The sequence below is a fragment of the Pseudomethylobacillus aquaticus genome (assembly GCF_003730115.1).
Lineage (GTDB): Bacteria > Pseudomonadota > Gammaproteobacteria > Burkholderiales > Methylophilaceae > Pseudomethylobacillus > Pseudomethylobacillus aquaticus.
This window is the reverse complement of the sequence record NZ_RJVP01000002.1, coordinates 370,801-393,801: the sequence shown is the minus strand read 5'-3', so window position 1 is coordinate 393,801 and position 23,001 is coordinate 370,801. Positions and strand designations below refer to the sequence as shown.

The window sequence follows — 23,001 nt, the reverse complement described above, 5'->3', positions numbered from 1 at the left end:
ATCGTGCTTTTTAGGTCTGACGAACACCTTAATTACGTGTGCAGGCGATGCCTGTATGCGACAGGATACCTGATGAAACTGTATTTATTCTCGACCAGCGCCTGCCATCTTTGTGTACAGGCCGAAACCATGCTGCAGACTTGCGGATTGAGCGCTGCAGTGGATTATCAGGTGATAGAGGTCAGTGAGGACGATGCCTTGTTGCAACGCTATGGCATCAGGATACCGGTACTGCATGACACCATGAGCACACAAGAGCTGGACTGGCCATTTGATAGCCTGCAACTGCATGCTTGGCTGACACGATTGCCACAAGCGTAGCGCCATAAAGCAAAAAGCCGGCACAAGCCGGCTTTTTGTCAGTGTCGCAGCACTTACTCTGCAACTACCACTTCTGCGTCAGTCTCAGGACGATCAACCAGCTCGACCAGTGCCATCGGGGCATTGTCGCCCTGACGGAAACCACACTTCAGGATACGCAGGTAACCACCGTTACGTGCCTGGTAGCGTGGGCCCAGTTCACCGAACAGCTTGCCGACGATATCACGGTCACGCGTACGGCTGAATGCCAGACGACGGTTAGCCAAGGTTGCACTCTTGCCCAGCGTGATCAGAGGCTCAGCAACACGACGCAGTTCCTTGGCCTTAGGCAGCGTAGTCTTGATGACCTCGTGCTGCAGCAAGGAGTTAGCCATGTTACGCAGCATCGCTTGGCGGTGGCTGCTGGTACGATTCAGTTTACGATTACTGTTGCGGTGACGCATAGTGATACCCTCAAAATTTTAATTGGCTGATGCCGTTCAGTTGAGTTTTTCCAGACCAACCGGCGGCCAGTTTTCCAGCTTCATGCCCAGGGTCAGACCCTTGGAAGCCAGAACATCCTTGATTTCGTTGAGCGACTTACGGCCCAGGTTAGGGGCTTTCAGCAACTCGTTTTCGCTACGCTGGATCAGGTCACCAATGTAGTAAATATTTTCTGCCTTGAGGCAGTTGGCGGAACGCACCGTCAGCTCCAGGTCATCCACCGGGCGCAACAGGATAGGATCGATCTGTGGCGTGTGCTTGACTTCAACTTCATCAGGCGCGCCTTCCAGATCAGCAAAAATCGCCAACTGACCCATCAGGATGCGTGCTGCATCACGAATCGCCTGCTCAGGCTCGATCACGCCGTTGGTTTCCACGTCCATGATCAGCTTGTCCAGATCGGTACGCTGTTCAACACGGGCGCTCTCGACTTGATAGCTGACCTTGTTGATCGGGCTGAACGACGCATCCACCATGATGAAACCAATGACATGGTCTTCATCGTCCGTCTTTTGGCGTGCTGGCACTGGCTGATAGCCACGGCCCATCTCAACCTTGACTTCCAGATTGATCTTGCCGCCCTTGGTCAGGTGAGCGATGACATGATTAGGATTGACGATCTCGGCATCGTGGCCGGTATCGAAATCACCTGCAAGCACAGCGCCCTCGCTGGACTTGTTCAGCGTCAGGATCGCTTCGGTCTTGTTATGCAGCTTAAGGGCAACACCCTTCAGATTCAGCAGAATGTCGACCACATCTTCCTGCACGCCATCCAGCGTGGAATATTCATGCACTACGCCATCGATCTTGACTTGCGTGATGGCGAAGCCAGGAATGGACGACAACAACACACGACGCAAGGCATTGCCAATGGTGTAGCCGAAGCCACGTTCCATGGGCTCGAGCGTGACACGCGCGCGCACCAGAGAAAGTGCTTCTACATCCACGACACGCGGTTTCAGATATTCAGTCGAGCTATTTTGCATATGCGGTTCCTTAATGCGTATTCTTTACGGCGAATTACTTGGAGTAAAGTTCGACAACCAGCGATTCATTGATCGTTGCTGGCAGTTCATCACGCTGTGGCTTGGCCTTGAAAGTGCCCTTCAGGCCCTTGACATCGACTTCGATCCACTCTGGGAAACCACGCTGTTCAGCCGCAGCCAGAGCGCCGGTGATGCGCAGTTGGCTCTTGGATGCTTCAGCAACTTGCACAACATCACCTGGCTTCACTTGATAGGAAGGGATGTTGACGCGCTTGCCATTGACCAGGATGCTGTTGTGGCGAACCACTTGACGTGCTTCGGTACGCGAGGCGGCCATACCCATACGGTAGGCCACGTTGTCCAGACGGCACTCCAGCAGTTGCAGCAGGTTTTCACCGGTGATGCCCTTGCGACGATCAGCTTCAGCGTAGTAACCGCGGAATTGACCTTCAAGGATGCCGTAGATACGACGCAGCTTCTGCTTTTCGCGCAGCTGTACACCGTAGTCGGACAAGCGCTGGTTACGGCGCTGACCGTGCTGACCTGGAGGGAAGTTGCGCTTCTCAATAGCGCACTTGTCTGTGAAGCACTTTTCGCCCTTCAAAAACAGCTTTTCGCCTTCACGACGGCACTGACGGCACTTAGGATCAAGATTTCTAGCCAAGGTGTTTCTCCTGTTGTCTTTCCGGCCGACTTAAATACGGCGCTTTTTCGGTGGACGGCAGCCGTTGTGCGGCACTGGAGTCACATCCGAGATACTGGTAATTTTGAAGCCGGCGGCGTTCAGCGCACGCACAGCAGATTCACGACCAGGGCCTGGGCCCTTGATACGTACTTCCAGATTCTTCACGCCGCATTCCTGAGCTGCCTTGCCGGCGGCTTCTGCTGCGACCTGAGCTGCGAAAGGCGTACTCTTGCGCGAGCCCTTGAAACCTGCACCACCCGAAGTCGCCCAGGACAAAGCATTGCCCTGACGGTCGGTGATGGTGATGATGGTGTTGTTGAAGGATGCATGCACATGGGCAATGCCCTCGGCAATGTTTTTCTTTACCTTCTTGCGTACGCGAACGTTAGCTTTAGCCATGTTGCATTATTCCTTAGCAATAATCTTACTTGGATGCCTTGATAGGCTTGACCGGGCCCTTGCGGGTGCGGGCATTGGTCTTGGTGCGTTGACCGCGAACTGGCAGACCGCGACGGTGACGCACACCGCGGTAGCAGCCAAGATCCATCAAACGCTTGATGTTCATGGTAACTTCACGGCGCAGGTCGCCCTCAACCTTGATCTTGGCGACTTCATCACGCAGCTTTTCAACTTCTGCGTCGTTCAGATCCTTGATCTTGGTGGTTACAGCAACACCTGCTGCCAGACAAATCTGCTTTGCTGTGGTGCGGCCAACGCCGTAAATGGACGTCAGTGCAATTTCAGCATGTTTATGGTTGGGGATATTGACCCCTGCAATCCGTGCCATGTAACTACTCCAAAATAATGGCCAACTTGTTTCAAGTCGCCAAAAAAGCCGAGAATTTTAACAGCTTAGTCAAGTTTTAACAATCTCGACCAAGCACTCCAGCTGATAGCGCGTTATCAGCCCTGACGCTGCTTGTGACGCGGGTCAGTACAAATAATGCGTACAACACCGCGGCGACGCACTACCTTGCAATTGCGGCATAAAGCCTTGACTGATGCACGTACTCTCATTTTGCTACCCTCACTAAAATTATTTGGCGCGGAAAATAATCCGCGCACGCGTTAAATCGTATGGCGTCATCTCAACGGTGACTTTGTCACCTGGCAGGATGCGGATGTAATTCTTGCGCATCTTGCCGGAGATGTGCCCCAGCACGACATAATCGTTTTCCAGCTTGACGCGAAAGGTGGCATTGGGAAGGTTTTCCAAGACCACGCCCTGCATCTCAATCGAATCCTCTTTGGCCAAGCTCGCGATCCCTCGATCAACGGGGGCTGATTGCCCCACCCTTAAAATTCGCCTTCTTCAACAACCCTTCATATTGGCTGGACATCAGGTGGGATTGCACCTGCGTCATGAAGTCCATGGTGACCACCACAATGATCAACAAAGACGTACCACCAAAATAAAACGGTACGTTGTATTCCAGAATCAGGAACTCTGGCAACAAGCAAACAGCGGTGATGTACAACGCGCCAGCCAGTGTCAGACGACCCATGATGCGGTCGATGTACTTGGCCGTTTGCTCACCAGGACGAATACCCGGCACAAATGCACCACTCTTCTTCAGGTTATCTGCCGTTTCCTTGGGGTTGAACACCAAGGCGGTATAGAAGAAACAGAAGAAAATAATCGCTGTTGCAAACAACAAAATGTACAAGGGCTGGCCTGGGGACAAGGTCGAACCGATGTCCTTCAGCCAAGTCATGTTCTCATTACTACCGAACCAACCCGCCATGGTGGCCGGGAACAGGATGATGCTGGAAGCGAAGATGGGAGGGATCACACCCGCCATGTTCAGCTTCAGGGGCAGATGACTGGTCTGACCACCAAATACCTTGCGACCAACCTGGCGCTTGGCGTAGTTGACCGTGATCTTGCGTTGACCACGCTCAACAAACACTACGAACGCTGTTACTAGAATCGCAGCGATAAACAGGAACAGCACCAGCGGGATAGAGAATGCACCCGTCTTCGCCAATTCCAGCGTACCGAAGATCGCACTAGGCAAGCCCGCCACGATCCCTGCAAAAATAATGATCGAAATACCGTTACCAATACCACGCTCGGTGATCTGCTCACCCAGCCACATCAGGAACATGGTCCCGCTGACCAGCGTGACGACCGCAGTGAAGCGGAACATCAAACCCGGATCCAGCACCAGACCTGCCTGGCTTTCCAATGCGATGGAGATCCCCAGCGCCTGGAATGTCGCCAGGAACAGTGTGCCATAGCGTGTGTACTTTGCGATCTGACGACGGCCGGCTTCGCCTTCCTTCTTCAGTTGCTCCATCTGCGGCGACACCACGGTCATCAACTGCATGATGATGGAGGCCGAGATGTAGGGCATGATGCCCAGCGCAAACACGGTGAAACGCGACAGTGCACCACCCGAGAACATGTTGAACATGCCCAAGATGCCACCACTTTGCGATTCAAACAGCTTGGCCAACACATCCGGATCAATGCCGGGGACCGGGATATGGGCACCCAGCCTGAACACGATCAACGCACCGAGAACAAATAACAACCGTCTTTTGAGTTCGCTCATCTCAGCCTGTCAGTTCATCACGTCGATAACGCAGCGCGCTATCTTATTCGACTACCTTGCCACCGGCTGCTTCAACGGCAGCACGTGCGCCCTTGGAGAGCACCAGGCCTTGCACGGTCAGTGCACGGGTGATGTCACCGGACAGATAAACCTTGGCACCGCGTACCGAAGCTGGAACCAGCTTGGCTTGCTTCAGTGCAAGCAGGTCAACCACGTCAGCCCCGACTTCCAGCAACTCACTGGTACGCACATGTGCAGTGTCAGCAGCGGTCAGCGAATTGAAACCACGCTTGGGCAGACGACGTTGCAGAGGCATTTGACCGCCTTCGAAACCAACTTTGTGGAAACCGCCAGTACGGGACTTTTGACCCTTATGACCACGACCTGCGGTTTTGCCGAGACCAGAACCGATGCCGCGGCCTACACGGCGCTTGGCATGCTTGGCGCCTTCAGCAGGCTTGATGGAATTCAGTTTCATTATGCTTCTACCTTCAACAGATAACTCACCGCATTGATCATGCCGCGATTTGCCGGGGTGTCCTGCACTTCAACCGTGTGGTTGAGGCGACGCAGGCCCAGACCACGTACGCTGGCGCGATGGGACTCGATGCGACCGATAGTGCTCTTGACCAAGGTGACCTTGATCATCGCAGCTGCTTGTTTAGCCTTAGCCATGATTAACCTCGGATTTCTTCAATGGATTTGCCGCGCTTGGCAGCAATTTCAGCCGGGGTGTTCATGGACTGCAGACCATTCAAGGTTGCACGCACCACGTTGTAAGGATTGGTAGAACCAATACACTTGGCCAATACGTTGGTCACACCCATCACTTCGAAAATGGCGCGCATTGCACCACCCGCGATGATGCCGGTACCTTCGGATGCTGGCTGGATGAACACCTTGGCAGCGCCGTGCACGCCGGTCACTGCGTGATGCAGCGTACCGTTGTTCAAGCTGACCTTGACCATACCGCGACGTGCTTCGTCCATCGCCTTTTGTACAGCCACTGGTACTTCACGCGCCTTGCCCTTGCCCATGCCTACCGTACCATCGCCATCACCAACCACGGTCAGTGCAGCGAAACTCATGATACGACCACCCTTAACAGTCTTACTGACGCGGTTTACGGAGATCATCTTCTCGCGCATGCCATCGGTCTGCTGCTGTTCCATTTCTCTTGCTTTTGCCATCATCAACCTCGCCGATTAGAAGGACAGACCGTGTTCACGCGCGGCATCTGCCAGCGCCTTGATACGGCCGTGGTATTTAAAACCGGAACGATCGAAGGCAACCTTGGTGATGCCAGCGGCTTTAGCCTTCTCGGCAATACGCTTGCCGATCAGTGCTGCAGCAGCCACATTGCCACCATGCTTGAGTTCGTTGCGGACTTCAGCTTCAACCGTCGAAGCGCTAGCGAGAACCTTATCGCCACCTTCGGCGATGATCTGCGCATAAATGTGCGTATTGGTACGGTGCACACTCAGACGCGTGACCTTGAGCTCAGCGATTTTGGCACGGGTTTTACGTGCACGACGCGAACGCGAGTTTGCGTTATTCAAAAGATTATTCATGGCTAAACCTTACTTCTTCTTGGTTTCTTTAATGGTGACGACTTCGTCCGAATAACGTACACCCTTGCCCTTGTAAGGCTCTGGAGCACGGTAAGAACGAATCTGCGCAGCCACCTGGCCAACCACCTGCTTGTCAGCGCCGATCAACAGCACTTCGGTCGGAGTTGGCGTCTGCACGGTCACGCCTGCTGGCATCTTGTGGTTGATGGGATGGGAATAACCCAGATCCAGGTTCAACACAGCGCCTTGCGCCTGAGCCTTGTACCCCACGCCGACCAACGTCAGCTTGCGGCTAAAGCCTTGAGAAACACCATGCACCATATTGGCAACCAGTGCGCGCAGCGTGCCCGACATGGCACGAGCGTGCTGACTGTCATTGGCAGCAGCGAACGTGATGGTGTCACCTTCACGGTTCAGACTGACCGCATTGGTCAGCGGATGCGACAGCTTGCCCAGCGGGCCGCTGACCGAAATCAGGTCAGCTGTTAAGGCCACTTCAACCTTGGCAGGGATCGCGACTGGATTCTTAGCTACACGTGACATTGCGTACTCCTTAAGCCACGACGCAGAGCACTTCACCACCGATACCGGCAGCGCGCGCTTTACGATCAGTCATCACACCCTTGGACGTGGACACGATGGTCACGCCCAGGCCGTTCATTACCACAGGGATATCCTGATTGCCACGATAAACGCGCAGGCCAGGCTTGCTGACACGCTCAATCTTCTCGATAACAGGGCGACCTGCATAGTACTTGAGGCTGATGTTCAGCTGAGGCTTGCCATCGGCAGCGTCAATCGCAAAATCATCGATGTAGCCTTCATCTTTCAACACCTTGGCAATGGCACCCTTCAGCTTGGAAGCTGGCATGGACACTGCAGGCTTGTTCACACTTTGTGCATTGCGGATACGCGTCAGCATATCGGCAATTGGATCACTCATACTCATTCTATAATCCCCCGTTACCAGCTGGCTTTGGTGACGCCTGGCACTTCGCCACGCATCATCAACTCACGCAGCTTGCTACGTGCGATACCAAATTTACTGAACACGCCGCGTGGACGTCCGGTGAGCGCACAACGGTTACGCAAGCGCACTGGGCTCGCGTTACGTGGCAGACTCTGCAACTTCATGCGCGCTTCGCGGCGATCTTCAGGCGAAGCCTTCACATCATTGGCGGCGGCGAGCAGTTCAGCACGCTTGGCAGAGAATTTATCAACAGTTGCGCGACGCTTTTGCTCGCGCTCGATCATGCAGGTTTTCGCCATAATCGTTAGTTCCTAAAAGGGAAGCTGAAAGCGGAAAGCAGTGCGCGTGCTTCTTCGTCAGTCTTGGCCGAGGTTGTAATGGTGATATTCATGCCGCGCAGCGCATCAATCTTGTCGTATTCAATTTCAGAGAAAATGATCTGCTCTTTAACGCCCATGTTGTAGTTACCACGGCCATCAAATGCCTTGCCGGAGATGCCGCGGAAGTCGCGGATACGTGGCATGGCGATCGTCACCAGACGATCCAGGAATTCGTACATGCGTTCACGGCGCAGGGTTACCTTGCAACCAACCGGGTATCCGTCACGGATCTTGAACGAAGCAACCGACTTCTTGGCAACGGTAACCACTGGCTTCTGGCCTGCAATCTTCTGCAGATCAGAAACAGCGTGTTCCATGACCTTCTTGTCAGCAACTGCTTCACCCACACCCATGTTCAGCGTGATCTTTTCAATGCGCGGGACTTCCATCACAGACTTATAACCGAACTGTTCGATCATTGCCTTGACGACGGTCTCTTTGTAATAATCTTTTAAGCGAGCCATGATTCAACCTTATGCATCAACGACTTCACCGCTCGACTTGAACACACGCACTTTGCGTCCGTCCTCGAGGGTCTTGAAGCCCACGCGATCACCCTTTTGGGTCGCCGCATTAAACAAAGCCACGTTGGAGATGTGAATCGGCATTTCTTTGCTGATAATGCCACCGGTCACACCACGCATCGGGTTCGGCTTGGTGTGTTTCTTGGCCAGGTTCACACCCTCAACCAACACATGACCGGTTTCAAGCACGTTGAGTACAACGCCTTGCTTACCCTTGTCCTTGCCGGTATTGAGAACGACCTGGTCGCCCTTACGAATCTTGCTCATCTGGCAACTCCTTACAATACTTCTGGTGCCAGCGACACGATCTTCATGAAACGCTCGCTACGCAGCTCACGTGTCACAGGCCCAAAAATACGGGTGCCGATCGGTTCCAGCTTGTTGTTTAACAATACTGCGGCGTTGCCATCGAACTTGACCAAAGAGCCGTCAGCGCGGCGCACACCCTTGGTGGTGCGCACAACGACGGCACTGTAGACTTCGCCTTTTTTGACACGGCCACGCGGAGCAGCATCTTTGATCGTGACCTTGATCACATCACCGATACTGGCGTAACGACGCTTGGAGCCACCCAACACCTTGATGCACATTACAGAACGCGCGCCAGTGTTGTCGGCAACTTCCAGCCGAGATTGCATTTGAATCATGAGAATAATCTCCAACTTAATCCGTTAAACCAACACCGGCCGTTTGAATAACACGGCCGGTAGACCACGGTCAGTATTGGGGCGGGAGCTTGCTGCCCGCCGAAAAGTCCAACATTATATATTGCGCTGCTAGCACAGCGCAATCAAAACCTACTTGCTGACGATCTTGCTGACTTTCCAGGTTTTGGTCTTGGAAAGCGGACGGCTTTCTTCGATCACAACCAGGTCACCTTCTTTGCAAGCATTGGCTTCGTCATGCGCGTGGAATTTCTTCGACAGACGCACAACCTTACCGATCAGCGGGTGCTTGACCTTGCGCTCAACCAGCACGGTCACAGTCTTGTCCATCTTATCGCTGACGACACGACCGCTCAGCGTACGAACGACTTTTTCGCTTTGGGTATCAACCATCATTACACCTGCTTCGCTTTCTCGGCCAACACGGTACGGACACGCGCGATGTCGCGACGGACCTTACCGACTTGGTCAACCTTGTTCAACTGCTGGGTGGCCAGCTGCATGCGCAGGGAGAACTGCGCGCGGCGCAGCTCAATCAGCTCATTGTTCAGCTCGTCCACGGACTTTGCTCTCAACTCAGTGGCTTTCATGTTCAGCTCCCAATATGACGGGTGATGAAAGTCGTTTCGATAGGCAGCTTGGCAGCCGCCAGACGGAACGCTTCACGTGCCAGCTCTTCGCTGACGCCGTCCATTTCATACAGCATCTTGCCTGGCTGGATCTGGGCAACGTAGTACTCGGTACTACCCTTACCATTACCCATACGCACTTCTGCTGGCTTCTTGGAGATCGGCTGATCCGGGAAAATACGGATCCATACACGACCGCCGCGCTTGATGTGACGCGTCATTACGCGACGCGCTGCTTCGATCTGACGGGCGGTCAGACGGCCACGGCCAATGGCCTTGAGGCCAAATTCACCGAAGCTCACCTTGTTACCCGTGGTCGCAATACCCTTATTGCGACCCTTCTGCATCTTGCGATATTTTTGTCTAGCTGGCTGTAGCATTTTTCGCCCCTGGCTTTCTTACTCTTTTCTCTGGTTCAGCACCCGGACGGCTGCGCTTTTCAGGTTCTGCGCTTGGCGCGGCAACAGGCTGCTCGCCCCTGCCTGCAAACACTTCGCCCTTGAACACCCAGACCTTGATACCGATGATACCGTAGGTGGTCTTGGCTTCCGCCACACCGTAGTCGATGTCAGCGCGCAGGGTATGCAATGGCACACGACCTTCGCGATACCACTCGGTACGTGCGATCTCGATACCGTTCAGACGACCGGCGCTCATGATCTTGATGCCTTGAGCGCCAAGACGCATGGCGTTTTGCATGGCACGCTTCATGGCACGACGGAACATCACACGTTTTTCCAGCTGTTGCGCGATGCTTTCAGCGATCAGCGTGGCGTCGATTTCAGGCTTGCGCACTTCTTCGATGTTCAGATGCACAGGCACGCCCATCAGACCTTGCAGGCTGGAGCGCAAGGATTCGATATCCTCACCCTTTTTGCCGATCACGATGCCTGGACGGGCGCTGTGAATGGTGATCTTGGCGTTCTTTGCCGGGCGCTCGATGATGATCTTGCTGACAGCAGCGTGTGCCAGCTTCTTCTTCAGGAACTCGCGCACTTTGACGTCGCTGTTAAGCATCGCCGGGAAGTTTTTGCTGTTGGCATACCAACGAGAAGTCCAGTTCTTCTGAACACTCAGGCGGAAACCAATTGGATGAATTTTCTGACCCATGGCGATTCCTTTAGTTACCGACCGTCACAGTGATGTGACAAGTAGGTTTGATAATGCGACCAGCACGACCCTTTGCACGCGCACGAATACGCTTCAGCACCAACCCCTTATCAACGAAGATCGAAGTCACCTTCAGCTCGTCGATATCAGCGCCGGCATTATGCTCAGCATTGGCAATCGCGGACTCAACCACCTTCTTGATGATCCCAGCACCCTTTTTCGGGGTGAAGTTCAAGATGTTGAGTGCATTGTCAACGGTCTTGCCACGGATGAGATCAGCCACCAGCCTAGCCTTCTGCGGGGACAGATGTACGCCTCTTAATACTGCGGATACTTGCATCGTCATCTCCTACTTCTTGGCTTTCTTGTCGGCAGCGTGACCCTTGAACGTACGGGTCAGCGCGAATTCGCCGAGCTTGTGGCCTACCATGTTTTCCGAGATCAGCACCGGCACGTGTTGGCGGCCATTGTGCACAGCGATCGTCAGACCAATGAAATCAGGCAGGATGGTGGAACGGCGGGACCAGGTCTTGATCGGCTTGCGATCACGACCGGCAGATGCGGTTTCCACTTTCTTTGCCAGATGGCCATCTACAAATGGCCCCTTCTTAATTGAACGTGCCATATTGATTACCTCTTATTCGCAGGACGGCGGCTGACGCGCATGTTATCAGTGCGCTTGTTGCTACGCGTACGATAACCCTTGGTTGGCAGACCCCATGGGCTGACTGGATTCATACCAGCAGCGGTCTTACCTTCACCACCACCGTGCGGGTGATCAACCGGGTTCATGACCACGCCACGTACGGTTGGACGAACACCGCGCCAGCGCATTGCACCAGCCTTACCGATGGAACGCAGGGAATGTTCGCCGTTACCGACTTCACCCAAGGTTGCCTTGCAATCTACGTGCACACGGCGAACTTCGCCGGAGCGCAGACGCAGCTGAGCATAGCTGCCTTCACGTGCCAGCAGCTGTACCGAAGTACCTGCGGAACGTGCCAGCTGAGCGCCCTTGCCTGGTTGCAGCTCGATGCAGTGAATGGTGCTGCCGACCGGGATGTTGCGCAGTGGCAGGGTATTACCCACCTTGATCGGCGCATCAGAACCGCTCACCAACTGCATGCCAGCGCTAACGTCGCGCGGGGCAATGATGTAACGACGCTCACCATCTGCGTAGCACAGCAATGCAATGTGCGCGCTGCGGTTAGGATCGTATTCGATACGTTCCACGGTCGCAGGAATGCCATCCTTGTTACGACGGAAGTCGATCAGACGGTAATGCTGCTTGTGACCGCCACCTTGGTGACGGGTGGTGATACGGCCGTTGTTGTTACGGCCAGCGTTCTTGCTTTGCTTCTCCAGCAGCGGCGCATGGGGCTTGCCCTTGTGCAGACCAGGTGTCACCACCTTGACTACGGCGCGCCGACCTGGGGAAGTTGGCTTGACTTTGATCAGTGCCATGATTTCTCCTTATTCGCCCGCTGCGAAGTTAATTTCTTGACCTGGCTTCAGGCTGACATACGCCTTCTTCCAATCCTTGCGGCGACCCATCACGCGACCAGCACGCTTGGCCTTACCGCCGACGTTGACCACGGTAACCGCGTCAACTTCCACCTTGAACACCAACTCAACCGCCGCCTTGATTTCCAGCTTGGTTGCATCGGTGCGCACCTTGAACGCGATTTGCTGATGCTTATCAGCAATGCGGGTGGCTTTTTCAGTGATTTGTGGAGCCAGAATGACTTGCAGCAAACGGTCCTGGGTATGAATCAGCGCGCTCATGCCAGCATCTCCTCAAGCTTCTTCACTGCGCCTGCAGTGGCAACAACGTTGGGGAAACGCACCAGGCTGACCGGGTCAGCGTACTGGGCTTCTACCACCAGAACATTTGGCAGGTTGCGGGAAGATAGGTACAGGTTCTCATCGAAACCATCGATCAGCACCAATACACCTTCGCCGTAACCCATGCCCTTGATCTTCTCGACCAGAGCCTTGGTTTTTGGCGTGTCGATGACGAACTCTTCGACTACGCTCAGACGTTCCTGACGCACCAGTTCAGACAAAATGGTACGCATACCAGCGCGGTAAGCCTTACGGTTTACCTTGTGGCTGAAGTTTTCGTCAGGGCTGTTAGGGAATGCACGACCGCCTCCACGCCAGATCGGGCTGGAGCTCATACCGGCACGAGCGCGGCCCGTACCCTTTTGATTCCATGGCTTGTGGGTGGTGTGGCTGACATTGCCACGACCCAGCTGTGCGCGGGTTGCAGTGCGGGCATTAGCCATATAGGCCACAACCACTTGATGCACCAGCGCTTCGTTGAATTCGCGACCAAAGGTCACTTCAGACACTTCAACACCCTTTTTGGCGGGCTGACCGTTCTTATCAATTAGCTTGAGTTCCATTATGCGCTCGCTTTCGCTTTGATCGCTGGACGGACGACGACGTCACCACCCTTGGAACCAGGGATTGCACCCTTGATCAGCAGCAGGTTACGTTCAGCATCAACACGCACCACTTGCAGATTCTGCACAGTGGTTTTGACCGCACCGAGGTGGCCAGGCATACGCTTGCCGGGGAATACACGGCCAGGATCCTGCGCCATACCGATGGAGCCAGGTACATTGTGCGAACGGGAGTTACCGTGCGATGCACGGTTGGAACTGAAGTTGTGGCGCTTGATAGCACCAGCGAAACCCTTACCGATAGAGGTACCAGTCACATCGACCAGCTGACCAGCCTGGAACAATTCAACAGTGACGTTGCCGCCAACCGCATGATTCGCCAGAACTTCTTCAGTAACAGTGAATTCTTTCATGCCAGAACCGGCAATAACGCCAGCCTTGGCAAAATGGCCTGCCAGCGCCTTGCTTACACGGCTGGCGCGACGCTCACCAAAAGCAACTTGAACGGCGGTGTAGCCGTCGCTGCCTGGCGTTTTGATCTGTGTCACACGGTTGGGCACGACTTCCAGCACAGTTACCGGGATGCTTTCGCCATCTTCGGTAAATACGCGGGTCATACCCACCTTGCGACCAATAAGCCCTAAGCTCATGATCGTTTCCTTATAATAATTAAAGGGCTGATTACAATTGACCAGCCCGTTTACGAGAGGCCGGATTATATCCGACCACCCACTGATTTACAACAAGTTACAGCAAATTAAAGCTTGATCTCGACGTCGACACCTGCTGGCAGATCCAGCTTCATCAGTGCATCAACGGTCTTGTCGGTTGGATCCACGATATCCATCAGACGCTGATGGGTACGGATCTCGAATTGGTCACGAGAAGTCTTGTTGACGTGCGGGGAGCGCAGAACATCAAAACGTTCGATGCGGGTAGGCAGAGGCACTGGACCTTTAACCACAGCGCCAGTGCGCTTGGCAGTTTCTACGATTTCCAAAGCAGACTGATCGATCAGACGATAGTCAAATGCCTTCAGACGGATACGGATTTTTTGAGCTGCCATGTTGATTCCTTTAAAGAGCGATGTTTCCAAAGAACGAAAAGGCCGCAAATCGTAATTTGCGGCCTCGCATGTAACGACTTATTCAATAATTTTAGCGACGACACCAGCACCAACGGTACGGCCACCTTCGCGGATCGCGAAACGCAGACCATCTTCCATCGCGATCGGCGCAATCAACGCTACCGTAATGGACACGTTGTCACCAGGCATCACCATTTCAGTGCCCGCTGGCAGCTCAACCGCACCCGTTACATCGGTGGTACGGAAGTAGAACTGTGGACGGTAGCCGTTGAAGAATGGCGTGTGACGACCACCTTCATCCTTACCCAGCACATAGATCTCGGCAGCGAACTTGGTGTGCGGCTTGATGGAGCCGGTCTTGGCCAATACTTGACCACGCTCAACTTCTTCACGCTTGGTACCGCGCAGCAGCACGCCGACGTTATCACCCGCTTGACCTTGGTCCAGCAGCTTGCGGAACATCTCAACACCGGTGCAGGTAGTCTTCAGCGTAGGTTTGATACCCACGATCTCGATTTCATCACCGACCTTGACGATGCCACGCTCGATACGACCCGTCACCACAGTGCCGCGGCCAGAGATCGAGAATACGTCTTCCACAGGCATCAGGAACGTGCCGTCAATGGCGCGCTCTGGCGTAGGGATGTAGGAGTCCAGCGCTTCTGCCAGCTTGAAAATCGCGGGTTCGCCGATTGCGGACTGGTCGCCTTCCAGCGCCAGCTTCGCAGAACCGTGCACGATCGGGGTGTCGTCGCCTGGGAAGTCATACTTCGACAGCAGCTCACGCACTTCCATCTCAACCAGTTCCAGCAGCTCGGCGTCATCCACCATGTCAGCCTTGTTCAGGAACACGACGATGTAAGGAACACCTACCTGACGCGCCAGCAGGATGTGCTCGCGGGTCTGTGGCATCGGGCCGTCAGCAGCGGAACATACCAGGATCGCACCGTCCATCTGCGCAGCACCCGTGATCATGTTCTTCACATAGTCAGCGTGGCCTGGACAGTCAACGTGCGCGTAGTGACGCGTCGCCGTTTCGTACTCAACGTGAGCGGTGTTGATCGTGATACCACGTGCCTTCTCTTCCGGTGCCGCGTCAATCTGATCGTAAGCCTTCGCTTCACCACCAAACTTCTTCGACAGGATCGTCGTGATCGCCGCTGTCAAGGTCGTCTTGCCATGGTCTACGTGACCAATCGTCCCTACGTTCACGTGCGGCTTCGTCCGCTCAAATTTGCCTTTTGCCATTTTGTATTCCTTAATTGATCAATCTGTTTTAACAGTGTTATTTCTTGTTGATGATGGCTTCTGCCACATTACGAGGCGCTTCGTTGTAGTGCTTGAATTCCATCGAATAGGTCGCACGACCTTGTGACAGAGAACGCACTACCGTCGAGTAACCGAACATCTCGGACAACGGGACCTCAGCGCGAATCGCCTTACCGCCACCTGGCAAATCTTCCATGCCCTGGATCACACCGCGACGGGAAGACAAGTCACCCATCACATCACCCATGTAGTCTTCAGGCGTTTCCACTTCAACCGCCATGATAGGCTCCAGCAGCACGGCGTCGCCCTTGCGCATACCTTCCTTGAACGCCATCGAAGCCGCCATCTTGAAGGCGTTTTCGTTGGAGTCAACGTCATGGTAGGAACCGTCGAACAAAGTAACTTTCACGTCCACAACCGGGAAACCAGCCAAAATACCGGATGGTATGGTTTCTTTCAGACCCTTTTCAACAGCAGGGATGAATTCACGTGGCACGGTACCGCCCTTGATGGCGTCCACGAACTCAAAGCCCTTACCAGCTTCATTCGGCTCCATGATGATCCATACGTGACCATACTGACCCTTACCACCGGACTGCTTGACGAACTTGCCTTCGACTTCGACCTTTTTCTTGATCGCTTCGCGGTAAGCCACTTGCGGCGCGCCAACGTTGGCTTCAACATTGAATTCACGGCGCATACGGTCAACCAGAATTTCCAGGTGCAATTCGCCCATACCGGAAATGATGGTCTGGCCGGACTCTTCATCGGAACGCACGCGGAAGGACGGGTCTTCCTGCGCCAGACGGCCCAGTGCGATACCCATCTTTTCCTGGTCAGCCTTGGTCTTAGGCTCAACAGCCACGTGGATCACAGGCTCAGGGAACACCATACGCTCAAGAATGATAGGCTTGGCGATGTCAGACAAGGTTTCACCAGTGGTAACGTCTTTCAGGCCGATACAGGCGGCGATGTCGCCAGCCAGAATCTCATCCACTTCCTGACGGTCATTGGCATGCATCTGCACGATACGGCCAATACGCTCTTTACGACCCTTCACGGAGTTGTAAACGGTGTCACCCTTCTTGAGCACGCCGGAGTAAACACGCACGAACGTCAGCTGACCAACGAACGGGTCGGTCATCAGCTTGAATGCCAGCGCGGAGAAGCTCTCGCCATCATCGGCATTACGCGTGGTCGGCTCGCCATCATCGGACTCGCCCTTGACCGGCGGAATGTCGACCGGCGATGGCAGGAACTGGACCACGGCATCCAGCATGCGCTGCACACCCTTGTTTTTGAATGCGGAACCACACAACATAGGCTGGATCTCGCCAGCGATGGTGCGGGTACGCAAACCAAGAACGATCTGCTCTTCAGACAACTCACCGTTTTCCAGGTAAGCGTTCATCAGATCTTCGCTGGCTTCTGCTGCGGATTCCACCATCTGCTCGCGCCACTTCTCAGCGATCGCTACCAAGTCTGCAGGAATATCACTATAAGTGAACTTCATGCCCTGGCTGGCTTCATCCCAGATGATGGCTTTCATCTTGATCAGGTCAACCACGCCGGTGAAGGTATCTTCCTTGCCGATAGGCACGACGATAGGCACCGGGGTTGCCTTCAGGCGGGTGCGCATCTGCTCGACCACCTTGAAGAAATCAGCACCGGAACGGTCCATCTTGTTCACAAAGGCCAGACGTGGCACCTTGTACTTGTTGGCCTGACGCCAAACAGTCTCGGACTGAGGCTGCACACCACCTACTGCGCAATACACCATGCAGGCACCATCCAGCACACGCATGGAGCGCTCCACCTCAATGGTGAAGTCCACGTGACCCGGGGTATCGATGATGTTGAAACGGTGCTCAGGCAAGGACAAGTCCATGCCCTTCCAGAAACAGGTCGTCGCTGCCGAAGTAATGGTAATGCCGCGCTCTTGCTCCTGCTCCATCCAGTCCATGGTGGCAGCGCCATCATGCACTTCACCAATCTTGTGGTTCACACCGGTGTAGAAAAGAATACGCTCGGTTGTCGTCGTCTTGCCGGCGTCAATGTGCGCACTAATACCGATGTTACGGTAGCGTTCAATAGGGGTTTTACGAGCCACAGCAATTACCTTTTAGTGAATCTTACGGAGTGTTTAGAAGCGGAAATGCGAGAACGCCTTGTTGGCTTCTGCCATACGGTGCACTTCTTCACGCTTCTTCATGGCAGAACCGCGACCCTCGGAAGCTTCAACCAGCTCAGCAGCCAGACGCAGACCCATGGACTTTTCACCACGCTTGCGCGCAGCGTCACGCAGCCAACGCATGGCCAGCGCGCTACGGCGGCTTGGACGCACTTCAACTGGTACCTGATAGTTAGCACCACCCACACGGCGGCTCTTCACTTCCACGACTGGACGCAGGTTGTTGATGGCAACAGTGAACACTTCCAGCGGATCTTTGCCACTCTTGTTGGACACTTGTTCGAAAGCGCCGTACAGGATGCTCTCAGCGACAGACTTCTTGCCACCGGTCATCAGCACGTTAACGAACTTGGAAACTTCCTGGCTACCGAATTTTGGATCAGGCAGGATGTGGCGTTTGGGGACTTCTCTACGTCTAGGCATGGTTGTTTATTCCTTAAACTGATGCGGCTGTTTACTTGGCCGCTTTAGGACGCTTGGCGCCGTACTTGGAGCGGGATTGCTTACGATCCTTCACGCCGGCGGTATCCAAGCTGCCACGCACCATGTGGTAACGCACACCTGGCAAGTCCTTGACACGACCGCCGCGCAGCAACACAACCGAGTGCTCCTGCAGGTTATGACCTTCACCGCCGATGTAGCTGATGACTTCGTAACCATTGGTCAGGCGCACCTTGGCAACCTTACGCAATGCGGAGTTCGGCTTCTTTGGCGTAGTGGTGTAAACACGGGTGCAAACGCCACGCTTTTGCGGGCAGCTTTCCAGTGCAGGCACCTTGCTTTTGCTGACGACTTTTACGCGCGGCTTGCGCACGAGTTGATTGATGGTTGGCATTGCTTATAGCCTTTTGTGTTAGCTCGCTAAAAATAACGGGACGGCGAGCCTCGCCATCCCGAAAAGCGTAGCATTCTATTTATGGTTCAAGATGTTGTCAAGCCGCGTCATCAGTGGTGACTTCCACTGTCGGCTCAATCAGCGGCTCGCTGCTTGCTACTACTGCATCCACGCCTGCTGCCTGTCGTCTGCGGGCCTCGTGATAAGCCAGACCGGTACCGGCTGGAATCAGACGACCCACAATGACGTTTTCCTTCAGACCACGCAATTCATCACGCTTGCCCAGGATGGCCGCTTCGGTCAGAACACGCGTGGTTTCCTGGAAGGACGCCGCGGAGATGAACGAATCGGTCGACAGCGATGCCTTGGTAATGCCCAGCAGCACATACTCAAATGTTGCTGGACGTTTGTCCTCTGCAATCACACGTTCGTTTTCGGTCAGCACATCTGCACGCTCGACCTGCTCACCCATGATGAAGTTGGTGTCACCGGCATCACTGATACGCACACGACGCAGCATCTGACGCACGATCACTTCAATGTGCTTGTCATTGATCTTCACGCCTTGCAGACGGTAAACGTCCTGCACTTCGTCGATGATGTAACGTGCCAGCGCTTCACGGCCTTGCAAACGCAGAATGTCTTGTGGATCCGCCGGACCGTCAACGATAGGCTCACCCTTGGTGACCACCTGGCCGTCATGCACGGTCACGTGCTTGTCCTTGGGGATCAGGAACTCGCTGACCATGCCGTCCAGGTCCGTAATGACCAGACGCTGCTTGCCCTTGGTGTCCTTACCGAACGAAGCGGTACCGGTAACTTCAGCCAACAGGCCGGCATCTTTCGGCGAACGTGCTTCGAACAGCTCGGCCACGCGTGGCAGACCCCCGGTAATGTCACGGGTCTTGGACGACTCTTGTGGGATACGTGCCAGCACTTCACCCACGCCTACATCCTGACCGTCCTTGACGGTGATGATGCAGCCCAACTGGAAGGTGATGTTAACGGACTGATCACCACCGGCGATCTTGACCTCGACACCATTGGCATCCAGCAGCTTGACCTGTGGACGCAAGCCCTTGGACTGACCTGCACGCTGCTTGGGATCAATGACCACCAGCGAGGACAGACCGGTCACATCGTCGATCTGCTTGGCCACGGTCACGCCTTCTTCGACGTTCTCGAATTTCACACGACCAGCGTACTCGGTGATGATAGGACGCGTATGCGGATCCCAGGTGGCCAGTGCCTGGCCAGCCTTGACTTGCTTACCGTCGCCCACCACCAGCGTGGCACCGTAAGGCACCTTGTGACGCTCGCGCTCGCGGCCGTTCTCATCCTGGATGATGGCTTCGCCATTACGCGAAATCACCACCTGGTCGCCACGCGCATTGGTGACATAACGCATGGTGGCGTTGAAACGCAGCACACCATTGGACTTGCTCTCGACCTGGCTCACCGAAGCGGTACGCGATACCGCGCCGCCGATGTGGAAGGTACGCATGGTCAGCTGGGTACCAGGCTCACCGATGGATTGTGCCGCGATCACGCCGACGGCTTCACCCATGTTGATCAACTTGCCACGACCCAGGTCACGACCGTAACACTTGGCGCAGATGCCGTAACGGGTATCGCAAGTCAGTGCAGTACGCACTTTGACTTCGTCGATACCCAGGGCATCGATATGTTCGACTTCATCTTCGGTCAGCAGCGTACCGGCCGGGTAGACCACCGCCTGGGTTTCCGGATGCAGCACATCCAGTGCCGTGGTACGGCCCAGAATACGATCATGCAGCGGCTCGACCACTTCACCGCCCTTGACCAGCGCCTTGGTGACCAGGCCTTCGACGGTGCCGCAATCGTGCTCGGTAACCACCAGATCCTGAGTCACATCGACCAGGCGACGTGTCAGGTAACCGGAGTTCGCGGTCTTCAGCGCCGTATCGGCCAGACCCTTACGCGCACCGTGAGTAGAAATAAAGTACTGCAACACGTTCAGACCATCGCGGAAGTTCGCAATGATAGGCGTTTCAATGATGGAGCCATCCGGCTTGGCCATCAGGCCACGCATACCGGCCAGCTGACGTACCTGAGCAGCAGAACCCCGCGCACCGGAGTCGGCCATCATGTAAATGGCGTTGAACGACTCCTGACGCATGACCTTGCCTTCCTTGGTCATGATCTGCTTGCCATCCACGTCCAGCACGTCTTCTTCGCGCAGTTGCTTCATCATGGCGTCGGCAACCTTGTCACCGGCACGACCCCAGATATCCACCACCTTGTTATAGCGCTCGCCCTGCGTCACCAGACCGGATACATACTGGTCTTCGATTTCCTTGACTTCCGCTTCAGCAGCAGCAACCAGCTGCTCCTTCTCTGGAGGGACCAGCATGTCATTGATGCTGATCGAAATACCAGCACGCGTTGCGTAGCTGTAACCGGTGTACATCAACTTATCGGCAAAGATCACGGTTTCGCGGATGCCGACCTTACGGAAGCTGGCATTGATCAGGCGCGAGATCTCTTTCTTCTTGAGTGCCTTGTCGATCACGCTGAACGGCAGACCAGCTGGCAGGATTTCGGACAGCAGGGCACGACCGACCGTGGTTTCGTAACGGTTGATCTTCTCGTGCTTGGTGCCGTCGAGATCCAGCTCATATTCCTTAATACGCACGGTGATGCGCGCATGCAGGTCGATGTGGCCGCCGTCATAGACGCGCTGTACTTCATTGACGTTGGCAAAGCGCATGCCTTGACCACGTGCATTGATCTTTTCGCGGGTCATATAGTACAGACCCAATACGATATCCTGCGACGGCACGATGATAGGTTCGCCGTTGGCTGGGGACAGCACGTTGTTGGAGGCCAGCATCAGCGTACGGGCTTCCATCTGCGCTTCCAGCGACAGCGGCACGTGGACTGCCATCTGGTCACCGTCAAAGTCGGCGTTGAATGCCGCACAGACCAGCGGATGCAGCTGGATCGCCTTACCTTCGATCAGCACCGGCTCGAACGCCTGGATGCCAAGACGGTGCAGCGTAGGTGCGCGGTTCAGCAACACCGGATGCTCGCGGATCACGTCTTCGAGGATATCCCAGACTTCTGGTCCTTCCTCTTCAACCTTCTTCTTGGCTGCCTTGATGGTGGTCGCCAGGCCCAGCACTTCCAGCTTGTGGAAAATGAAGGGCTTGAACAGTTCCAGCGCCATCTTCTTGGGCAGGCCGCACTGATGCAGTTTGAGCTGCGGGCCGACCACGATCACGGAACGACCGGAGTAGTCTACGCGCTTGCCCAGCAGGTTCTGACGGAAACGACCGCCCTTGCCCTTGATCATGTCAGCCAGGGATTTCAGTGGACGCTTGTTGGCGCCAGTCATGACCTTACCGCGACGGCCGTTATCCAGCAGCGAATCCACGGCTTCCTGCAGCATGCGCTTTTCGTTGCGCACGATGATCTCAGGCGCTTTCAGCTCCAACAATCGCTTGAGACGGTTGTTACGGTTGATCACGCGGCGGTACAGATCGTTCAGGTCGGACGTGGCAAAACGGCCGCCATCCAGCGGGACCAATGGGCGCAGTTCTGGTGGCAGCACAGGCAGCACTTCCAGAATCATCCATTCCGGCTTGATGCCGGACTTCTGGAACGCTTCCAGCACCTTCAGGCGCTTGGCGATCTTCTTGATCTTGGCTTCGGAACCGGTTTCACCCAGGTCACGGCGCAGCTTCTCGATCTCGGTATGCACGTCCATGGTACGCAGCAGTTCACGTACCGCTTCCGCACCCATGACCGCATTGAACTCATCGCCGTACTCTTCCAGCTTGGCCAGATAGTCGTCTTCGGTGAGCAGCTGACCACGCGTCAGCGGGGTCATGCCTGGATCGATCACGATGAATGCTTCGAAATACAGCACACGTTCAATATCACGCAATGCGATATCCAGCACCATGCCCAGACGGCTAGGCAGGGACTTCAGGAACCAGATGTGCGCGACTGGCGATGCCAGCTCGATGTGCGCCATACGCTCGCGACGCACCTTGGACAGCGTGACTTCAACGCCGCACTTCTCGCAGATCACACCACGGTGCTTGAGGCGCTTGTACTTGCCGCACAGGCATTCGTAATCCTTGATCGGGCCAAAGATCTTGGCGCAGAACAGGCCATCACGCTCAGGCTTGAAGGTACGGTAGTTAATGGTCTCTGGCTTCTTCACTTCGCCATAGGACCAGGAACGGATCTTCTCTGGAGAAGCCAGCGCGATCTTGATCGCGTCAAACTCTTCTTCCTGAGTTACCTGCTTAAATAAGTCTAATAGAGCTTTCACGCGGGTTC

At 54.9% G+C, this 23,001-nt stretch carries 35 protein-coding genes; 1 reads left to right on the top strand and 34 read right to left on the bottom strand.

Features of this window, described 5'->3' with window-relative positions:
* Positions 1-72 precede the first annotated feature (72 nt).
* Positions 73-321 (top strand): glutaredoxin family protein, encoded by a 249-nt coding sequence (locus ED236_RS05645; protein WP_123236960.1) that lies wholly within the window; start codon positions 73-75, stop codon positions 319-321.
* 53 nt (positions 322-374) lie between these two features.
* Here ED236_RS05645 and rplQ read toward each other — a convergent pair whose 3' ends face one another.
* The 34 genes from rplQ to rpoC all read right to left on the bottom strand — a co-directional run bounded on the left by rplQ (position 375) and on the right by rpoC (position 22,993).
* On the bottom strand, positions 375-764 hold the full coding sequence (rplQ, locus tag ED236_RS05640; protein ID WP_123236959.1) for a 50S ribosomal protein L17: 390 nt from the start codon (positions 762-764) through the stop codon (positions 375-377).
* Positions 765-800: 36 nt separating this feature from the next.
* Positions 801-1,790 (bottom strand): DNA-directed RNA polymerase subunit alpha, encoded by a 990-nt coding sequence (locus tag ED236_RS05635; protein WP_123236958.1) that lies wholly within the window; start codon positions 1,788-1,790, stop codon positions 801-803.
* 34 nt (positions 1,791-1,824) lie between these two features.
* Entirely contained in the window at positions 1,825-2,454 is a 630-nt protein-coding gene (rpsD, locus tag ED236_RS05630) for a 30S ribosomal protein S4 (protein ID WP_123236957.1), read from the bottom strand.
* Between the two features lie 30 nt (positions 2,455-2,484).
* Positions 2,485-2,874: a 30S ribosomal protein S11 gene (gene rpsK, locus ED236_RS05625; protein WP_123236956.1), complete on the bottom strand. Its 390-nt coding sequence runs from the start codon at positions 2,872-2,874 to the stop codon at positions 2,485-2,487.
* A 25-nt stretch (positions 2,875-2,899) separates the two neighbouring features.
* On the bottom strand, positions 2,900-3,262 hold the full coding sequence (gene rpsM / locus ED236_RS05620; protein ID WP_123236955.1) for a 30S ribosomal protein S13: 363 nt from the start codon (positions 3,260-3,262) through the stop codon (positions 2,900-2,902).
* 116 nt (positions 3,263-3,378) lie between these two features.
* Positions 3,379-3,492, bottom strand: coding sequence for a 50S ribosomal protein L36 (rpmJ, locus tag ED236_RS05615; protein ID WP_013147060.1), 114 nt, complete (start codon positions 3,490-3,492; stop codon positions 3,379-3,381).
* 19 nt (positions 3,493-3,511) lie between these two features.
* Complete coding sequence (infA, locus tag ED236_RS05610) at positions 3,512-3,730, bottom strand: translation initiation factor IF-1 (protein ID WP_123236954.1); 219 nt, start codon at positions 3,728-3,730, stop codon at positions 3,512-3,514.
* A 16-nt stretch (positions 3,731-3,746) separates the two neighbouring features.
* Entirely contained in the window at positions 3,747-5,033 is a 1,287-nt protein-coding gene (secY, locus tag ED236_RS05605; RefSeq protein WP_123236953.1) for a preprotein translocase subunit SecY, read from the bottom strand.
* Positions 5,034-5,076: 43 nt separating this feature from the next.
* The gene (gene rplO / locus ED236_RS05600) at positions 5,077-5,511 is read right to left on the bottom strand and encodes a 50S ribosomal protein L15 (RefSeq protein ID WP_123236952.1); all 435 of its coding nucleotides are present in this window, start codon (positions 5,509-5,511) and stop codon (positions 5,077-5,079) included.
* Positions 5,511-5,708 (bottom strand): 50S ribosomal protein L30, encoded by a 198-nt coding sequence (gene rpmD, locus ED236_RS05595; protein WP_123236951.1) that lies wholly within the window; start codon positions 5,706-5,708, stop codon positions 5,511-5,513. The genes rplO and rpmD overlap by 1 nt, the downstream gene beginning before the upstream one ends.
* Before the next feature lie 2 nt (positions 5,709-5,710).
* Complete coding sequence (gene rpsE, locus ED236_RS05590) at positions 5,711-6,223, bottom strand: 30S ribosomal protein S5 (RefSeq protein ID WP_123237137.1); 513 nt, start codon at positions 6,221-6,223, stop codon at positions 5,711-5,713.
* Between the two features lie 15 nt (positions 6,224-6,238).
* Positions 6,239-6,592, bottom strand: a complete 354-nt coding sequence (gene rplR / locus ED236_RS05585) for a 50S ribosomal protein L18 (protein ID WP_123236950.1) — start codon at positions 6,590-6,592, stop codon at positions 6,239-6,241.
* Between the two features lie 21 nt (positions 6,593-6,613).
* On the bottom strand, positions 6,614-7,147 hold the full coding sequence (gene rplF, locus ED236_RS05580; RefSeq protein ID WP_123236949.1) for a 50S ribosomal protein L6: 534 nt from the start codon (positions 7,145-7,147) through the stop codon (positions 6,614-6,616).
* Positions 7,148-7,157: 10 nt separating this feature from the next.
* Positions 7,158-7,553, bottom strand: a complete 396-nt coding sequence (rpsH, locus tag ED236_RS05575) for a 30S ribosomal protein S8 (RefSeq protein WP_123236948.1) — start codon at positions 7,551-7,553, stop codon at positions 7,158-7,160.
* Between the two features lie 14 nt (positions 7,554-7,567).
* Positions 7,568-7,873, bottom strand: coding sequence for a 30S ribosomal protein S14 (rpsN, locus tag ED236_RS05570; protein ID WP_123236947.1), 306 nt, complete (start codon positions 7,871-7,873; stop codon positions 7,568-7,570).
* A 5-nt stretch (positions 7,874-7,878) separates the two neighbouring features.
* The gene (gene rplE, locus ED236_RS05565) at positions 7,879-8,418 is read right to left on the bottom strand and encodes a 50S ribosomal protein L5 (RefSeq protein WP_123236946.1); all 540 of its coding nucleotides are present in this window, start codon (positions 8,416-8,418) and stop codon (positions 7,879-7,881) included.
* Between the two features lie 9 nt (positions 8,419-8,427).
* On the bottom strand, positions 8,428-8,745 hold the full coding sequence (rplX, locus tag ED236_RS05560; RefSeq protein ID WP_123236945.1) for a 50S ribosomal protein L24: 318 nt from the start codon (positions 8,743-8,745) through the stop codon (positions 8,428-8,430).
* Between the two features lie 11 nt (positions 8,746-8,756).
* Complete coding sequence (gene rplN / locus ED236_RS05555) at positions 8,757-9,125, bottom strand: 50S ribosomal protein L14 (protein ID WP_123236944.1); 369 nt, start codon at positions 9,123-9,125, stop codon at positions 8,757-8,759.
* Positions 9,126-9,275: 150 nt separating this feature from the next.
* A complete protein-coding gene (gene rpsQ, locus ED236_RS05550) occupies positions 9,276-9,539 on the bottom strand; it encodes a 30S ribosomal protein S17 (protein ID WP_123236943.1) in 264 nt (87 codons plus the stop codon).
* Positions 9,539-9,733 (bottom strand): 50S ribosomal protein L29, encoded by a 195-nt coding sequence (gene rpmC, locus ED236_RS05545; RefSeq protein WP_123236942.1) that lies wholly within the window; start codon positions 9,731-9,733, stop codon positions 9,539-9,541. Before rpmC ends, rpsQ begins: the two co-directional genes overlap by 1 nt.
* Before the next feature lie 2 nt (positions 9,734-9,735).
* On the bottom strand, positions 9,736-10,152 hold the full coding sequence (gene rplP / locus ED236_RS05540; protein ID WP_123236941.1) for a 50S ribosomal protein L16: 417 nt from the start codon (positions 10,150-10,152) through the stop codon (positions 9,736-9,738).
* Positions 10,136-10,882, bottom strand: coding sequence for a 30S ribosomal protein S3 (gene rpsC / locus ED236_RS05535; RefSeq protein ID WP_123236940.1), 747 nt, complete (start codon positions 10,880-10,882; stop codon positions 10,136-10,138). Before rpsC ends, rplP begins: the two co-directional genes overlap by 17 nt.
* A 10-nt stretch (positions 10,883-10,892) precedes the next feature.
* Positions 10,893-11,222 (bottom strand): 50S ribosomal protein L22, encoded by a 330-nt coding sequence (gene rplV, locus ED236_RS05530; RefSeq protein WP_123237136.1) that lies wholly within the window; start codon positions 11,220-11,222, stop codon positions 10,893-10,895.
* A gap of 9 nt (positions 11,223-11,231) precedes the next feature.
* Positions 11,232-11,507, bottom strand: coding sequence for a 30S ribosomal protein S19 (gene rpsS, locus ED236_RS05525; protein ID WP_123236939.1), 276 nt, complete (start codon positions 11,505-11,507; stop codon positions 11,232-11,234).
* Positions 11,508-11,512: 5 nt separating this feature from the next.
* Entirely contained in the window at positions 11,513-12,346 is an 834-nt protein-coding gene (gene rplB / locus ED236_RS05520; protein ID WP_123236938.1) for a 50S ribosomal protein L2, read from the bottom strand.
* A 9-nt stretch (positions 12,347-12,355) separates the two neighbouring features.
* A complete protein-coding gene (rplW, locus tag ED236_RS05515) occupies positions 12,356-12,667 on the bottom strand; it encodes a 50S ribosomal protein L23 (protein WP_123236937.1) in 312 nt (103 codons plus the stop codon).
* Entirely contained in the window at positions 12,664-13,290 is a 627-nt protein-coding gene (gene rplD, locus ED236_RS05510) for a 50S ribosomal protein L4 (RefSeq protein ID WP_123236936.1), read from the bottom strand. Before rplD ends, rplW begins: the two co-directional genes overlap by 4 nt.
* The gene (gene rplC / locus ED236_RS05505) at positions 13,290-13,940 is read right to left on the bottom strand and encodes a 50S ribosomal protein L3 (protein WP_123236935.1); all 651 of its coding nucleotides are present in this window, start codon (positions 13,938-13,940) and stop codon (positions 13,290-13,292) included. The genes rplD and rplC overlap by 1 nt, the downstream gene beginning before the upstream one ends.
* 107 nt (positions 13,941-14,047) lie before the next feature.
* Positions 14,048-14,356 (bottom strand): 30S ribosomal protein S10, encoded by a 309-nt coding sequence (gene rpsJ / locus ED236_RS05500; RefSeq protein ID WP_123236934.1) that lies wholly within the window; start codon positions 14,354-14,356, stop codon positions 14,048-14,050.
* A 78-nt stretch (positions 14,357-14,434) separates the two neighbouring features.
* Positions 14,435-15,625, bottom strand: coding sequence for an elongation factor Tu (gene tuf / locus ED236_RS05495; RefSeq protein ID WP_123236922.1), 1,191 nt, complete (start codon positions 15,623-15,625; stop codon positions 14,435-14,437).
* A 37-nt stretch (positions 15,626-15,662) separates the two neighbouring features.
* Positions 15,663-17,756, bottom strand: coding sequence for an elongation factor G (fusA, locus tag ED236_RS05490; protein WP_123236933.1), 2,094 nt, complete (start codon positions 17,754-17,756; stop codon positions 15,663-15,665).
* Positions 17,757-17,789: 33 nt separating this feature from the next.
* Positions 17,790-18,260, bottom strand: coding sequence for a 30S ribosomal protein S7 (gene rpsG / locus ED236_RS05485; protein ID WP_123236932.1), 471 nt, complete (start codon positions 18,258-18,260; stop codon positions 17,790-17,792).
* A 31-nt stretch (positions 18,261-18,291) separates the two neighbouring features.
* Positions 18,292-18,672, bottom strand: coding sequence for a 30S ribosomal protein S12 (gene rpsL / locus ED236_RS05480; RefSeq protein ID WP_123236931.1), 381 nt, complete (start codon positions 18,670-18,672; stop codon positions 18,292-18,294).
* A 97-nt stretch (positions 18,673-18,769) separates the two neighbouring features.
* The gene (rpoC, locus tag ED236_RS05475) at positions 18,770-22,993 is read right to left on the bottom strand and encodes a DNA-directed RNA polymerase subunit beta' (protein ID WP_123236930.1); all 4,224 of its coding nucleotides are present in this window, start codon (positions 22,991-22,993) and stop codon (positions 18,770-18,772) included.
* Positions 22,994-23,001 lie beyond the last annotated feature (8 nt).